This is a genomic window from Leclercia sp. CFBP8987 (genome assembly GCF_034044995.2).
Taxonomy (GTDB): Bacteria; Pseudomonadota; Gammaproteobacteria; order Enterobacterales; family Enterobacteriaceae; genus Enterobacter; species Enterobacter tamurae.
Genome location: NZ_CM188255.1, coordinates 4,028,040 through 4,042,371, shown reverse-complemented (window position 1 = coordinate 4,042,371; position 14,332 = coordinate 4,028,040). Strand labels below are relative to the sequence as shown.

At 56.0% G+C, this 14,332-nt stretch carries 14 protein-coding genes and 1 other RNA gene; 11 read left to right on the top strand and 4 right to left on the bottom strand.

Going from position 1 to position 14,332, the window contains the following annotated elements:
- Nucleotides 1–25: 25 nt before the first annotated feature.
- The 5 genes from pgk (at nt 26) to SOM40_RS19395 (ending at nt 5,043) form a co-directional block, all read left to right on the top strand.
- The gene (pgk, locus tag SOM40_RS19415) at nt 26–1,189 is read left to right on the top strand and encodes a phosphoglycerate kinase (protein WP_106994363.1); all 1,164 of its coding nucleotides are present in this window, start codon (nt 26–28) and stop codon (nt 1,187–1,189) included.
- An 89-nt stretch (nt 1,190–1,278) separates the two neighbouring features.
- Nucleotides 1,279–2,358, top strand: coding sequence for a class II fructose-bisphosphate aldolase (gene fbaA / locus SOM40_RS19410; protein WP_166183909.1), 1,080 nt, complete (start codon nt 1,279–1,281; stop codon nt 2,356–2,358).
- Between the two features lie 187 nt (nt 2,359–2,545).
- A complete protein-coding gene (locus SOM40_RS19405) occupies nt 2,546–3,403 on the top strand; it encodes a small-conductance mechanosensitive channel MscS (protein WP_106994365.1) in 858 nt (285 codons plus the stop codon).
- A 141-nt stretch (nt 3,404–3,544) separates the two neighbouring features.
- Nucleotides 3,545–4,180, top strand: coding sequence for an arginine exporter ArgO (gene argO / locus SOM40_RS19400; RefSeq protein WP_166183907.1), 636 nt, complete (start codon nt 3,545–3,547; stop codon nt 4,178–4,180).
- Between the two features lie 92 nt (nt 4,181–4,272).
- On the top strand, nt 4,273–5,043 hold the full coding sequence (locus tag SOM40_RS19395) for an oxidative stress defense protein (protein ID WP_312190387.1): 771 nt from the start codon (nt 4,273–4,275) through the stop codon (nt 5,041–5,043).
- A 59-nt stretch (nt 5,044–5,102) separates the two neighbouring features.
- On the opposite strand, the gene argP is transcribed toward SOM40_RS19395, so the two are convergent.
- On the bottom strand, nt 5,103–5,996 hold the full coding sequence (argP, locus tag SOM40_RS19390; protein WP_106994367.1) for a DNA-binding transcriptional regulator ArgP: 894 nt from the start codon (nt 5,994–5,996) through the stop codon (nt 5,103–5,105).
- Between the two features lie 150 nt (nt 5,997–6,146).
- Here argP and rpiA point away from each other — a divergent pair, with 150 nt between their 5' ends.
- Both rpiA and serA read left to right on the top strand, forming a co-directional pair.
- On the top strand, nt 6,147–6,806 hold the full coding sequence (rpiA, locus tag SOM40_RS19385) for a ribose-5-phosphate isomerase RpiA (protein ID WP_320530583.1): 660 nt from the start codon (nt 6,147–6,149) through the stop codon (nt 6,804–6,806).
- A 267-nt stretch (nt 6,807–7,073) separates the two neighbouring features.
- Nucleotides 7,074–8,306 (top strand): phosphoglycerate dehydrogenase, encoded by a 1,233-nt coding sequence (serA, locus tag SOM40_RS19380; protein WP_106994369.1) that lies wholly within the window; start codon nt 7,074–7,076, stop codon nt 8,304–8,306.
- 102 nt (nt 8,307–8,408) lie between these two features.
- Here the strand turns inward: serA and SOM40_RS19375 are convergent, their stop codons facing one another.
- The 3 genes from SOM40_RS19375 to zapA form a co-directional block, all read right to left on the bottom strand.
- Nucleotides 8,409–9,005: a 5-formyltetrahydrofolate cyclo-ligase gene (locus tag SOM40_RS19375; protein ID WP_320530575.1), complete on the bottom strand. Its 597-nt coding sequence runs from the start codon at nt 9,003–9,005 to the stop codon at nt 8,409–8,411.
- A gap of 25 nt (nt 9,006–9,030) precedes the next feature.
- Nucleotides 9,031–9,214, bottom strand: a non-coding RNA gene (ssrS, locus tag SOM40_RS19370) — 6S RNA.
- A 41-nt stretch (nt 9,215–9,255) separates the two neighbouring features.
- A complete protein-coding gene (gene zapA / locus SOM40_RS19365; RefSeq protein WP_032613890.1) occupies nt 9,256–9,585 on the bottom strand; it encodes a cell division protein ZapA in 330 nt (109 codons plus the stop codon).
- A 167-nt stretch (nt 9,586–9,752) separates the two neighbouring features.
- Between zapA and SOM40_RS19360 the strand changes: the two genes are divergently transcribed.
- The 4 genes from SOM40_RS19360 to ubiI are packed head-to-tail and all read left to right on the top strand — an operon-like array spanning nt 9,753 to nt 14,056.
- The gene (locus SOM40_RS19360) at nt 9,753–10,331 is read left to right on the top strand and encodes a YecA/YgfB family protein (protein WP_146145529.1); all 579 of its coding nucleotides are present in this window, start codon (nt 9,753–9,755) and stop codon (nt 10,329–10,331) included.
- A gap of 21 nt (nt 10,332–10,352) precedes the next feature.
- Nucleotides 10,353–11,666: a Xaa-Pro aminopeptidase gene (gene pepP / locus SOM40_RS19355; RefSeq protein WP_320530574.1), complete on the top strand. Its 1,314-nt coding sequence runs from the start codon at nt 10,353–10,355 to the stop codon at nt 11,664–11,666.
- Complete coding sequence (ubiH, locus tag SOM40_RS19350) at nt 11,663–12,841, top strand: 2-octaprenyl-6-methoxyphenyl hydroxylase (RefSeq protein WP_106994373.1); 1,179 nt, start codon at nt 11,663–11,665, stop codon at nt 12,839–12,841. The genes pepP and ubiH overlap by 4 nt, the downstream gene beginning before the upstream one ends.
- 12 nt (nt 12,842–12,853) lie before the next feature.
- Complete coding sequence (gene ubiI / locus SOM40_RS19345; RefSeq protein WP_320530573.1) at nt 12,854–14,056, top strand: FAD-dependent 2-octaprenylphenol hydroxylase; 1,203 nt, start codon at nt 12,854–12,856, stop codon at nt 14,054–14,056.
- Nucleotides 14,057–14,332: the final 276 nt, after the last annotated feature.

Genomic DNA, 14,332 nt, shown 5'->3' with positions numbered 1-14,332 from the left:
TTAAGAATCAACGAGAGGATTCACCATGTCTGTAATTAAGATGACCGATCTGGATCTGGCAGGTAAACGCGTTTTCATCCGTGCGGATCTGAACGTACCGGTTAAAGATGGGAAAGTCACCAGCGACGCACGTATCCGTGCCTCTCTGCCAACCATCGAACTGGCACTGAAGCAGGGTGCAAAAGTGATGGTCACCTCCCACCTGGGTCGTCCGACCGAAGGCGAGTACAACGAAGAATTCTCTCTGCTGCCGGTTGTTAATTACCTGAAAGACAAACTGTCCAGCCCGGTACGTCTGGTTAAAGACTACCTGGACGGCGTTGAAGTTGCTGAAGGTGAACTGGTTGTTCTGGAAAACGTTCGCTTTAACAAAGGCGAGAAGAAAGACGACGAAACCCTGTCCAAAAAATACGCAGCCCTGTGCGACGTGTTCGTAATGGATGCTTTCGGTACTGCTCACCGTGCGCAGGCTTCTACTCACGGTATCGGTAAATTCGCTGACGTCGCCTGTGCAGGTCCACTGCTGGCAGACGAACTGGAAGCACTGGGCAAAGCTCTGAAAGAACCAGCTCGTCCAATGGTTGCTATCGTTGGCGGTTCTAAAGTCTCTACCAAACTGACCGTACTGGACTCTCTGTCCAAAATCGCTGACCAGCTGATCGTCGGTGGCGGCATCGCCAACACCTTCGTTGCCGCTCAGGGCCACAACGTGGGTAAATCCCTGTACGAAGCAGATCTGGTTGACGAAGCAAAACGCCTGCTGACCACCTGTGATATCCCGGTTCCAACTGACGTTCGCGTAGCGACTGAGTTCTCTGAAACCGCTACCGCTGAGCTGAAATCTGTCTCTGACATCAAAAATGAAGAGCAGATTCTGGACCTGGGCGATGCCTCTGCAGAAAAACTGGCTGAGATCCTGAAGAATGCGAAAACCATTCTGTGGAACGGCCCGGTTGGCGTGTTCGAATTCCCGAACTTCCGTAAAGGTACTGAAATCGTGGCTAACGCGATTGCAGACAGCGACGCATTCTCCATTGCTGGCGGCGGTGATACCCTGGCAGCAATCGATCTGTTCGGTATTTCCGACAAGATCTCCTACATCTCCACTGGCGGCGGCGCATTCCTCGAATTCGTGGAAGGCAAAGTTCTGCCAGCAGTAGCCATGCTCGAAGAGCGCGCTAAGAAGTAAGCCATTTTAGGGCAGGGAAACCTGCCCAAATTTCAGCGTGCTTTTAAGAGCTCGCCCCTTTCCAAGGCCGAAGATACAGGACTCGCAACATGTCTAAAATTTTTGATTTCGTAAAACCTGGCGTGATCACTGGTGATGACGTTCAGAAGGTGTTCCAGGTAGCAAAAGAAAACAACTTTGCTCTGCCAGCGGTTAACTGCGTCGGTACCGACTCTATTAACGCCGTACTGGAAGCCGCAGCAAAAGTTAAAGCTCCGGTAATCGTTCAGTTCTCTAACGGCGGTGCTGCGTTTATCGCAGGTAAAGGCGTGAAAACTGACGTTCCTCAGGGCGCGGCAATCCTGGGCGCAATCTCTGGCGCACATCACGTACACCAGATGGCTGAGCACTACGGTGTTCCGGTTATCTTGCACACTGACCACTGCGCGAAGAAACTGCTGCCGTGGATCGACGGTCTGCTGGACGCGGGCGAAAAACACTTCGCAGCAACCGGTAAGCCACTGTTCTCTTCTCACATGATCGACCTGTCTGAAGAGTCTCTGGAAGAGAACATCGAGATCTGCTCCAAATACCTGGCGCGCATGGCCAAAATGGACATGACTCTGGAAATCGAACTGGGTTGCACCGGTGGTGAAGAAGATGGTGTGGACAACAGCCACATGGACGCTTCTGCCCTGTACACTCAGCCAGAAGACGTTGATTATGCGTATACCGAGCTGAGCAAAATCAGCCCGCGCTTCACCATCGCTGCCTCCTTCGGTAACGTACACGGCGTGTACAAGCCAGGCAACGTGGTTCTGACCCCAACCATTCTGCGTGATTCTCAGGAATACGTTTCTAAGAAACACAACCTGCCGCACAACAGCCTGAACTTCGTCTTCCACGGCGGTTCCGGTTCTTCTGCTCAGGAAATCAAAGACTCCGTAAGCTACGGTGTTATCAAAATGAACATCGATACCGACACCCAATGGGCAACCTGGGACGGTATCCTGCAGTACTACAAAACCAACGAAGCTTACCTGCAGGGCCAGCTGGGCAACCCGAAAGGCGAAGACCAGCCGAACAAGAAATACTACGATCCACGCGTATGGCTGCGTTCAGCCCAGGCCTCTATGGTGACGCGTCTGGAGCAGGCATTCAAAGAGCTGAACGCGGTTGACGTTCTGTAATTTGCACTGCTGATAGCCTCAGAAAGCCCGCATTAATTGCGGGCTTTTTTTATGCTTTTTCAACTGGCTACGGGCACTATTTCTGTGATCTGTTTGGCAAAAGCCCCCGCTTTTGTTTACCCTTTACTAACTTGCCTGCCTCGATGGGGGATGCATTTCTATGGTTTGCTTAGATAAGGAATAGTGAATGGAAGATCTCGGTGTTGTGGATAGCATCAATAACGCGGGCTCCTGGCTGGTGCGTAACCAGGCATTGCTGTTGAGTTACGCCGTAAACATTGTGGCGGCCATCGCCATTATCATCATCGGTATGATCGTGGCGCGCATCATCTCTAACGCCGTCAACCGCGTGATGCGGGCGCGTCATATTGATGCCACGGTGGCAGATTTCCTCTCCGCACTGGTGCGCTACGGCGTTATCGCGTTTACGCTGATTGCGGCTCTGGGCCGTGTCGGGGTGCAAACGGCATCGGTTATCGCCGTGCTGGGTGCCGCCGGTCTGGCAATTGGTCTGGCCTTGCAGGGCTCGCTGTCTAACCTGGCGGCCGGGGTACTGCTGGTGACCTTCCGTCCGTTCCGCTCTGGCGAATATGTTGATCTCGGCGGCGTGGCCGGTACCGTGCTGCAGGTGCAGATCTTCTCTACCACCCTGCGCAGCGCGGATGGCCGGATGGTCGTGATCCCGAACGGGAAAATCATCGCCAACAACATCATTAACTTCTCTCGTGAACCGGTCCGTCGCAATGAGTTCATCATTGGCGTGGCGTACGACTCGGATATCGACAAGGTTAAGCAGCTCCTGACTAACATTATCGAGTCGGATGACCGCATTCTGAAAGATCGTGAGATGACCGTTCGCCTGAACGAGCTGGGTGCTTCATCTATCAACTTTGTGGTGCGCATCTGGAGCCACAGCGGCGATCTGCAGAGCGTTTACTGGGATGTGCTGGAACGCGTGAAACGCGACTTTGACGCCAACGGTATCAGCTTCCCGTACCCGCAGATGGACGTGAACTTCAAGCGTGTGAAAGAGCCAGCGGAATAACGTTTTCCCGGTAACCCGGCATGCGCAATGCGTGTCGGGTTTAATTAGTTCTGCTTATTGCCAATTAATATTATCCATTTCCTCTTATTATCCTCCCGCAGTATAGTCTGCCCTCAAGACAGCTTCCTGAGATTAATTTTCATGTTATCTTTTTACATTCAAGGGCTTATGATTGGCGCAGCGATGATCCTGCCTCTCGGCCCGCAAAATGCGTTCGTCATGAATCAGGGTATTCGTCGTCAGTATCATCTGATGATTGCGTTGCTCTGTGCGGTGAGCGATATGCTCCTGATCTGCGCCGGTATTTTTGGCGGTAGCGCGCTGCTGATGCAGTCCCCCTGGCTGCTGGCGCTGGTCACCTGGGGCGGCGTCGCGTTTCTGCTGTGGTATGGCTTTGGCGCCCTGAAAACGGCGATGGGCAGCAATATTGAGCTGGCCAGCGCCGAAGTGATGAAGCAGGGGCGCTGGAAAATTATCGTCACCATGCTGGCGGTCACCTGGCTCAACCCGCATGTTTATCTGGATACCTTCGTGGTGCTGGGCAGCCTGGGCGGGCAGCTTGATGCCGAGCCGAGACGCTGGTTTGCACTGGGTACCGTCAGCGCCTCTTTCCTGTGGTTCTTTGGGCTGGCGCTGCTTGCCGCCTGGCTGGCTCCCCGTCTGCGCACCGCCAAAGCCCAGCGCATTATCAACGGCCTGGTCGGTGTGGTGATGTGGGTTATCGCTTTCCAGCTGGCGAAAGAGGGGATTCATCATATTCGGGAACTATTCTACTAAGCGTTGTCTTATGGACATTCGACCAGCAGCCGCTAAGCTTGCTGGCATGCGCCCTGTTACATGGGCACTCTTCGCAACATGGAGGAATAAAAGTGAAGTTGAATGTAATCGCCCTGGCGGCATTAATGGGTTTTGGCGCAGCATCCGTTCAGGCCAGTGAACTGCCTGACAGCCCGCACATTGTGACCTCCGGTACCGCCAGCGTTGATGCGGCCCCGGATATTGCAACCTTAGCCATCGAAGTGAACGTGGCGGCAAAAGATGCCGCTACCGCCAAGAAACAGGCAGACGATCGCGTTGCGCAATATCTCTCTTTCCTGGAGCAGAACGGCGTCGCTAAAAAAGATATCAACTCTGCCAACCTGCGTACTCAGCCGGATTATGACTATAAGGATGGCAAAAGCATCCTGAAAGGTTACCGCGCGGTGCGTACCGTGGAAGTCACGGTACGTCAGCTTGATAAGCTCAACTCCCTGCTGGATGGCGCGCTGAAAGCGGGTCTGAACGAAATCCGTTCTGTCTCCCTGGGTGTTGCGCAACCTGAGAAGTATAAAGACGAAGCGCGTAAAGCGGCGATTGATGATGCCGTGCGTCAGGCGCAGCAGCTGGCTTCTGGCTTTAACAGCAAGCTGGGCCCGGTTTACAGCGTCCGTTACCACGTCTCTAACTATCAGCCGAGCCCGATGGTACGCATGATGAAAGCGGAAGCGGCGCCAGTCTCTGCGCAGGATACCTACGAACAGCCAACCATTCAGTTTGACGATCAGGTTGACGTGGTGTTCCAGCTGGAGCCAGCGCAGGGTCAGCAGACTCAGCCGGTACAGCAGAATCAGCAGCAGGATACGGCGACTAAAGCACCGTAAGTCTGGTATTCAGCACAGAAAAAAGGCCGGGTCAGCGTTAATGCGACCCGGCCTTTTTATTAGTCCTGACGCAGGACTTTATGTCCATGGGCCAGCAGCGCGTCGGTGACGTTGCGCATCATCCGGCTTTCGGGTGCAAAGCGGTGCCAGTAGAGCATACGGCGCTGGTGTAAGCCTGGCGTCAGGTCGATCAGCTCGCCGCTGTTCAACTCTTTCTCGATCTGCAGATGCGGGATCATGCAGCAGGTGGTGCCCTGACGTGCCAGCTGCACGAAGGCTTCGGAGGAGTTCACGATATGGCAAGGTACGCTGCCCGGCGGCAGGTCGAAATTCTGCTGTAAAAATGCCTGATGCATGTCATCAAGATGGTCAAAGGCCACGGCAGGGGCTTTCAGCAGCGCCGCGCGGGTAACGCCATTCGGGAAGTATCGCTCGGCAAAGGCTTTTGAGCCAACGAACAGATAATCCAGCGCCCCCAGCTGATCCACCAGGCAGCTTGGCAGCGCCTGAGGCTGGATACTGACTGCACCCACTACTTCACCGCGGCGCAGACGCTCCTGGGTACGGGTTTCGTCTTCAACCTGCAGATTCAGGCGAATAGGCGAATCGGCCAGCACCGGGGCGAGGGCAGGGAGGAGCCAGGTTGCCAGACTGTCGGCGTTGACCGCCAGCGAGAGCAGCAGCGGCGTGGAGCCGGTCTGTTCATCGCCCAGCCACTCATCTTCCAGCAGCTCAACCTGACGCAGCAGCGCCAGCAGCTTTTGCCCCTGTTCGGTTGGACGCGGCGGCACGGTACGAACCAGCAGCGGCTGCCCGAACATGTTCTCAAGCTGTTTGATTCGTTGTGAAACAGCGGATTGGGTAATGCACAGCTTTTGTGCTGCGCGTTCGAATCCGCGTTCACGAATAACGGCATCAAGCGCCTGTAATGTTCTGTAGTCCGGACGTTTCATTGCTCTGGCTGACTCCCAAAAAATTCAATACTTCGCACTATGACATAAATTTATGTTTGATACAGACGAAATTGGTGACCTCGCAGATCACATGGCGCAGGCGAATGCTCTATAATGCGCGTCACGCAAAATCACCACGGGCACGAGATCATGACGCAGGATGAACTGAAAAAAGCAGTAGGATGGGCCGCTCTCCAGTATGTACAGCCGGGTACTATTGTCGGCGTGGGCACAGGGTCAACGGCAGCACACTTTATTGATGCGCTGGGCACCATGAAAGGCCAGATCGAGGGCGCGGTTTCCAGCTCCGATGCTTCCACGGAAAAGCTGAAAAGCCTGGGGATCACCGTTTTCGATCTCAATGAAGTTGACCGTCTGGGGATCTACGTCGACGGCGCGGATGAGATCAACGGCCATATGCAGATGATCAAGGGTGGTGGCGCGGCGCTGACGCGCGAGAAAATCATCGCCTCCGTGGCGGACAAGTTTATCTGTATCGCCGATGCCTCCAAGCAGGTCGATATCCTCGGCAACTTTCCGCTGCCGGTTGAAGTGATCCCAATGGCGCGCAGCGCGGTTGCCCGTGAGCTGGTGAAACTGGGTGGCCGCCCGGAATACCGTCAGGGCGTGGTGACGGATAACGGGAACGTGATTGTGGATGTTCACGGTCTGGAGATCCTCGACGCCGTGGCGCTGGAGAATGCCATCAATGGTCTGCCAGGCGTGGTAACCGTAGGGTTATTCGCCAATCGTGGCGCGGATGTCGCGCTGATCGGCACTGCCGATGGCGTCAAAACCATCGTGAAATGATCTGACGGGGGGAGTCTCCCCCCGCTAACTTTTTTTGCAACAGCGATATTCGGTGACTTGTGTCACATTTCTAATTCTCTCCTGACGATCCTGCCGCTTTCGTATTCCTCCACAGCATATTTCACTGCCAATTGGCGCTGTATGACATTTCTTCAGAGTCCCGACGCAAACGTTCATATTGCTGCAATAGTTTTTTTTGATATGTTGGCTGGAGCGGATTTCAATCCAGCACAACAACAGTTCAGACAATCAGACAGGGTCGGGGAAATGGCAAAGGTATCACTGGAGAAAGACAAGATTAAATTTCTGCTGGTCGAAGGGGTGCATCAGAAAGCACTGGATAACCTTCGTGCGGCAGGTTACACCAACATCGAATTTCACAAAGGCGCGCTGGATACCGAACAGCTGAAAGAGTCGATCCGTGATGCCCACTTCATTGGCCTGCGATCCCGTACCCACCTGACTGAAGACGTCATTGCCGCAGCAGAAAAGCTGGTCGCGATTGGCTGCTTCTGTATCGGCACCAACCAGGTCGATCTCAATGCTGCTGCGAAGCGCGGTATCCCGGTATTCAACGCGCCATTCTCCAATACCCGTTCCGTGGCGGAGCTGGTGATCGGTGAACTTCTGCTGCTGCTGCGTGGCATCCCTGAAGCCAATGCCAAGGCCCACCGCGGGATCTGGAATAAACTGGCATCCGGCTCTTTTGAAGCGCGTGGTAAAAAGCTGGGTATTATCGGCTATGGCCACATCGGCACACAGCTGGGCATTCTGGCGGAATCGCTGGGGATGCACGTCTTCTTCTACGATATCGAAAACAAGCTGCCGCTGGGGAATGCCACTCAGGTTCAGCATCTCTCCGACCTGCTCAACATGAGCGATGTCGTGAGCCTGCACGTGCCGGAAAACGCCTCCACCAAAAACATGATGGGTGCAGAAGAGCTGGCGCTGATGAAGCCTGGCTCGCTGCTGATCAACGCCGCGCGCGGTACGGTAGTGGATATCCCGGCGCTGTGCGAAGCCCTGAAAAGCAAACATCTGGCGGGTGCTGCCATCGATGTCTTCCCGACCGAACCGGCGACCAACAGCGATCCGTTCACCTCGCCGCTGTGTGAGTTCGATAACGTGATCCTGACTCCGCACATCGGGGGCTCTACTCAGGAAGCGCAGGAAAACATTGGCCTCGAAGTGGCTGGTAAGCTGAGCAAATACTCTGACAACGGCTCAACCCTGTCGGCGGTCAACTTCCCTGAAGTCTCTCTGCCGCTGCACGGCGGACGTCGTCTGCTGCATATCCACGAAAACCGTCCGGGCGTGCTGACGGCCATTAACCAGATCTTCGCTGAGCAGGGCGTGAACATCGCCGCACAGTATCTGCAAACTAACGCCCAGATGGGTTATGTGGTTATCGATATCGAAGCGGATGAAGACGTTGCAGAGAAAGCGCTGCAGGGGATGAAGGCTATTCCAGGCACGATTCGCGCGCGTCTGCTGTATTGATTGTGCGGTTTGTGGTGTCGGGTGGCGCTTGCGCTTACCCGACCTACAAAGTCCGAGGGTTTATGTAGGCCGGGTAAGGCGTAGCCGCCACCCGGCTTTATTCTACCAGAGCCAGATTTTGCTGGGCGTCACCACCGCGGGCAGCGGAATATCCCATTTCTCTACCGGCAGTTTTTCTACGCCCTGACAATCATGCGCATAGCCCACGGGCTGTAAGCCGTGCTGCTGCCAGTGCTGCAACGTGCGATCGTAAAAACCTCCGCCCATACCTAAACGCTGTCCGCTCTCATCAAATGCCACTAGCGGCGTCACCAGTACGTCCAGCTGACCCAGCGGCAGCACGTCGCGCACGTCCAGCTTAGGTTCGGTGATTTTCAGACGATTCACCACCAGCTCGCTGTGAGGATGGTAGTGGAGAAACAGCAAGTTCCCCGGGCTGAACGGGTGAAGTACCGGCAGGTAGACCTTTTTCCCGGTGCGCCAGAGCTCATCGATCAGCGGTTGGGTATCGAGTTCGCCATCAAAAGAGAGAAACAGGGCAACGGTATGCGCCATCACGACGGGTGGATAAGCCATCATGCGTGCCGCGGCTTGCTGCGCGAAATGGGCTTGCTGTTCGGATGTTAAGGCTCGGCGTTGCTGACGGATAAACTGACGAATGTGTTGACGAGAGGCAGGGACTTCAGGAAGTTGCGTCATGGTAGTCGCTGGGTAGAAAGGTGAGGGAATCTCCGAGATGCCGCCGCAGGCTGTAACCCTTGAACCCTTGGTTCAAGGTGAATGTGTCGTCATAGTTTTAAGGCTTCTCGGACGAACCGAGCATGCTCACCAACCATGGAGCGCCACATTCTTGTGGTATGAAATATCGGCTCAGGGGACTGGCCCGCATGCGAACATCTCAGAGAAATTTTTCCTTCAGGGTCACTCTACCATAGTAGACCACGAAGTGTTATTCAAAGTTTTGCCCCGGTCTGTCTGTAATTCGACCCTGATCAAGCAATGCCTGTTCAATGGTCTGCTGGAGCATTTTAATGCGTTGTTCCATGCTCGCCGCGTAATCGCGGGTCTTCGCTTTTTCCTGAGCCAGTTCATAACTGATGTTCAACGCGGCGATGAAGACCAGCTGCTCAGTATTTGTGACTCTAGTGCGTTCTTTTAAATCTTGCAACCGCTGATTCAAATCATCCGCAGCCTGATTCAAAGCATCCCTTTGTTCAGGCGGACAATTCACTCGCAGCGAACGGCCAAAAATTTGGATATCGACGGGTTGTGCAGACATGCCACCTTCCTGCTGTTTGACTGCGCTGCCTTCACTTCCGCTACCGGGGGCTGCGAAGGGGCGACACTATAGCTACCCTGGCGTGTAGAAACAAGCCCTATTCTGGTTCACCAGGGTCCAAAGTGGTAGCATATCATGAATATTCCTCCCTTTGATGACGAATGAGCATGTCTATGCAGAACGAAATGCCTGGTTACAACGATGTCAGCCAGTTACTGAACCAGCAGGGAGTGGGTTTAACCCCGGCTGAAATGCACGGTCTGATCAGCGGGATGCTGTGTGGTGGAAACAACGACAGCTCATGGCTGCCGCTGGTTCACGACCTGACGAACGAGGGTCTGGCGTTTGGGCACGACCTCGCCCAGGCGTTGCGCAGCATGCATGGCGCAACCAGCGATGCGCTGGAAGACGACGGCTTCCTTTTTCAGCTTTATCTGCCTGATGGCGACGACGTCAGCGTGTTCGATCGCGCCGATGCGCTGGCCGGTTGGGTCAATCACTACCTGCTTGGGTTGGGTGTGACGCAGCCTAAGCTGGAAAAAGTGACGGGCGAGGCCGGAGAAGCGATCGACGATCTGCGTAACATCGCTCAGCTGGGCTACGATGAAGACGAAGATCAGGAAGAGCTGGAGATGTCGCTGGAAGAGATCATTGAGTATGTGCGCGTGGCGTCGCTGCTGTGCCACGATACCTTTACGCGCGTAAAACCGACCGCGCCGGAAGTGCGCAAACCAACCTTACACTAATAACGATTCCAGGAGGGTATCATGACTCAGCAAGAGTACCTTCGCCGCCGTCAGGCGCTGCTGGCCACTATGCAGCCGGGCAGCGCCGCGTTGATTTTTGCCGCACCGGAAGCCACGCGCAGCAACGATAGCGAATATCCGTACCGCCAGAGCAGCGATTTCTGGTACTTCACCGGCTTCAATGAGCCGGAGTCGGTGCTGGTGCTGATCAAAAGTCACGACACCCATAACCACAGCGTGCTGTTTAACCGCGTTCGGGATCTCACCGCCGAGATCTGGTTTGGCCGCCGTCTGGGCCAGCAGGCCGCGCCGGAAAAGCTGGGCGTGGATCGCGCCCTGGCGTTCAGCGAAATCAACGAGCAGCTCTACCAGCTGCTCAATGGCCTGGATGTGGTCTACCACGCGCAGGGCGAATACGCCTATGCCGATGAGATTGTCTTTGCCGCGCTGGATAAGCTGCGCAAAGGTTCCCGGCAAAATCTGAAAGCGCCGGTAACGCTCACCGACTGGCGTCCCGCCGTCCACGAGCTGCGTCTGTTTAAATCAGAAGAAGAGCTCGATGTCATGCGTCGCGCGGGCGAGATCAGCGCTCTGGCTCATACCCGGGCGATGCAAACATGTTGTCCGGGAATGTTCGAGTATCAGCTGGAAGGCGAAATTCACCATGAATTTACCCGCCACGGTGCTCGCTACCCGGCCTATAACACCATCGTTGGCGGCGGTGAAAACGGCTGCATTCTGCATTACACCGAAAACGAGTCTGAACTGCGGGATGGCGATCTGGTGCTGATCGACGCCGGATGCGAATTTAAAGGCTATGCCGGGGATATCACCCGTACCTTCCCGGTCAACGGCAAATTTACCCCGGCCCAGCGCGCCATCTACGACATCGTCCTGCAGTCGCTGGACACCGCGCTGATGCTGTTCCGCCCGGGCACTTCCATTCAGGAGGTCACCGGCGAAGTGGTGCGCATTATGATCAGCGGCCTGGTGGATCTAGGGATCCTCAACGGCGACGTCGATCAGCTGATCGCAGAGAACGCTCACCGTCCCTTCTTTATGCATGGCCTGAGCCACTGGCTGGGGCTGGATGTGCATGATGTGGGCGTGTATGGCCCGGAACGTTCCCGCGTGCTGGAGCCAGGAATGGTGCTGACCGTTGAACCGGGGCTCTATATCGCCCCGGATGCCGATGTGCCTGCCGAGTATCGCGGGATCGGTATTCGTATCGAAGATGACATCGTCATCACTGAATCCGGTAACAAAAACCTGACGGCGTCGGTGGTGAAAAACGCCGACGAGATTGAAGCCCTGATGGCGGCGGCCCGCCAATGAGCATCATCATCGTTGGCGGGGGCATGACGGGCGCCACCCTGGCGCTGGCGATTTCTACGCTGACCCAGGGCAAGCTTCCGGTGCATCTGGTGGAGGCCGTGGCGCCGCAGTCGGCCGGTCATCCGGGGTTTGATGGCCGCGCCATCGCCCTGGCGCAGGGCACCTGCCAGCAGCTGGCCCGCAGCGGCATCTGGCAGGCGATTGCCGATTGCGCTACCGCGATCGAAACCGTCCATGTCAGCGATCGGGGCCACGCCGGGTTTGTCACCCTTGAGGCGCAGGATTATCGTATTGATGCCCTGGGGCAGGTGGTGGAGCTGCACGACGTAGGTCTGCGCCTGTTCCGCCTGTTGCAGGATGCCCCTGGCGTGACGCTGCATTGCCCGGCGCGCGTGGAACACTTCACCCGCAGCGAAAACTCGGTCAGCGTCACGCTGGATGACGGCAGTACCCTTGAGGGACAACTGCTGGTGGCGGCCGACGGTTCCCGTTCGGCGCTCGGCCAGCAGTGTGGCATCCAGTGGCAGCAGCAGCCGTACCACCAACTGGCGGTGATCGCCAACGTTGCCACCGCCGAGCCACACCGTGGCCGCGCCTTTGAACGTTTTACCCAGCATGGTCCTTTGGCCATGCTGCCGATGTCGCAGGGGCGTAGCTCGCTGGTCTGGTGCCATCCGCTGGAAAAAGCGGATGAGGTGCAGGCCTGGTCGGATGAACGCTTCTGCACCGAACTGCAAAAAGCCTTTGGCTGGCGGCTGGGACGTATCACCCATGCCGGGAAGCGTTCGGTCTATCCTTTAGCATTAACCACGGCGTCGCAGGCTGTCTCCCATCGCGTCGCGCTGGTGGGCAATGCGGCCCAGACGTTACACCCCATCGCCGGGCAGGGCTTTAACCTCGGGCTGCGCGATGTGATGACCCTCGCCGAAACGCTGGCGCAGGCCTTTGCCCGACAGCAGGATTGCGGCGCGTATCCGGTGCTATGCCAGTATCAGAAACGACGTCAGGCAGATAAAGAGGCCACCATCGGCGTAACCGACGGGCTGGTGCATCTGTTTGCTAATCGCTGGGCACCGCTGGTGGCAGGGCGTAACCTGGGGTTAATGGCGATGGAATTATTCATTCCGGCACGCGATGTGCTGGCGCAGAGGACTCTCGGTTGGGTCGCTCGCTAAGGAGTTAACAAAGTGCAGAATGTTGATGTTGCCATTGTCGGTGGCGGAATGGTAGGACTGGCGCTGGCCTGCGGTCTGCAGGGCAGCGGTCTGCGCGTGGCGGTACTGGAGCAGAAACAGCCTCAGCCTGTCGCTTCCGATGCGCCGCCTGAGCTCCGTGTCTCAGCGATCAACGCTGCCAGTGAAAAGCTGCTGACCCGTATCGGCGTCTGGTCAGAGATCGTCGCCCAACGCGCCAGCTGCTATCACGGCATGGAAGTGTGGGATAAAGACAGCTTCGGGCATATCGCTTTTGATGATGAGAGTATGGGCTACAGCCATCTTGGCCATATCATTGAAAACGCGGTGATTCACCATGCGTTATGGCAGAAAGCGCAGCAGTGCAGCGACGTGACGCTGATTGCGCCCGCGCAGCTGCAGCAGGTGGCCTGGGGCGAAAACGATGCTTTTATTACCCTGCAAAGCGGCGACATGCTGACCGCGCGTCTGGTGGTAGGGGCCGACGGGGCAAACTCCTGGCTGCGAAGCAAAGCCGACATTCCGCTCACATACTGGGACTACCGCCATCACGCGCTGGTCGCCACCATCCGCACTGCGGAGCCGCACCAGGCCGTAGCCCGGCAGATTTTCCATAACGATGGCATCCTCGCCTTCCTGCCGCTGAGCGATCCGCATCTCTGCTCGATCGTCTGGTCGCTTTCTCCTGAGAAGGCGCAGCAGATGCAGGAGGCGTCCGCCGACGAGTTCAATCAGGCCCTGTGCGTGGCCTTTGATAACCGACTGGGGCTCTGCACCGTCGAAAGCGAGCGCCAGGTGTTCCCGTTAACCGGTCGCTATGCGCGCCAGTTCGCCGCCCATCGTCTGGCGCTGGTGGGTGACGCCGCGCACACCATTCATCCGCTGGCCGGGCAGGGCGTGAATCTGGGCTTTATGGATGCCGCCGAGCTGGTGAATGAACTGCGTCGTCTGCATCGTGAGGGTAAAGATATCGGGCAGCATCTTTACCTGCGCCGGTACGAACGCAGCCGTAAGCACAGTGCTGCGATGATGCTGGCGGGCATGCAAGGGTTCCGCGAACTCTTTGCCGGTGCCAACCCGGCTAAAAAACTGCTGCGCGATCTCGGTCTGAAGCTGGCTGACACCCTCCCGGGCGTCAAACCACAACTCCTGCGCCAGGCGATGGGTCTTAACGATCTGCCGGACTGGCTACGCTAATTTAGATCCCCATCACACTTTATTTTCCCGGCCTGTGGGCCGGGAAAATTCCCTCGTTTGAAATATTCTAATTTCACCCGCTTTTTCGCATTAGATTATCTAATCTAATGATTTTTATGTTACGGAAATTTCGCGCATTTTTCCGCAGTAAATATCCTCTTGTACTAAATCTTCTTCAGGTTACTTTGCTTTTGTGCGGAATGATTCGCATTTTTATAGTGAATAACTCTGTACGCTTTGCTGGCATTTTTGACCATAAGCTAATGTGATGACCCA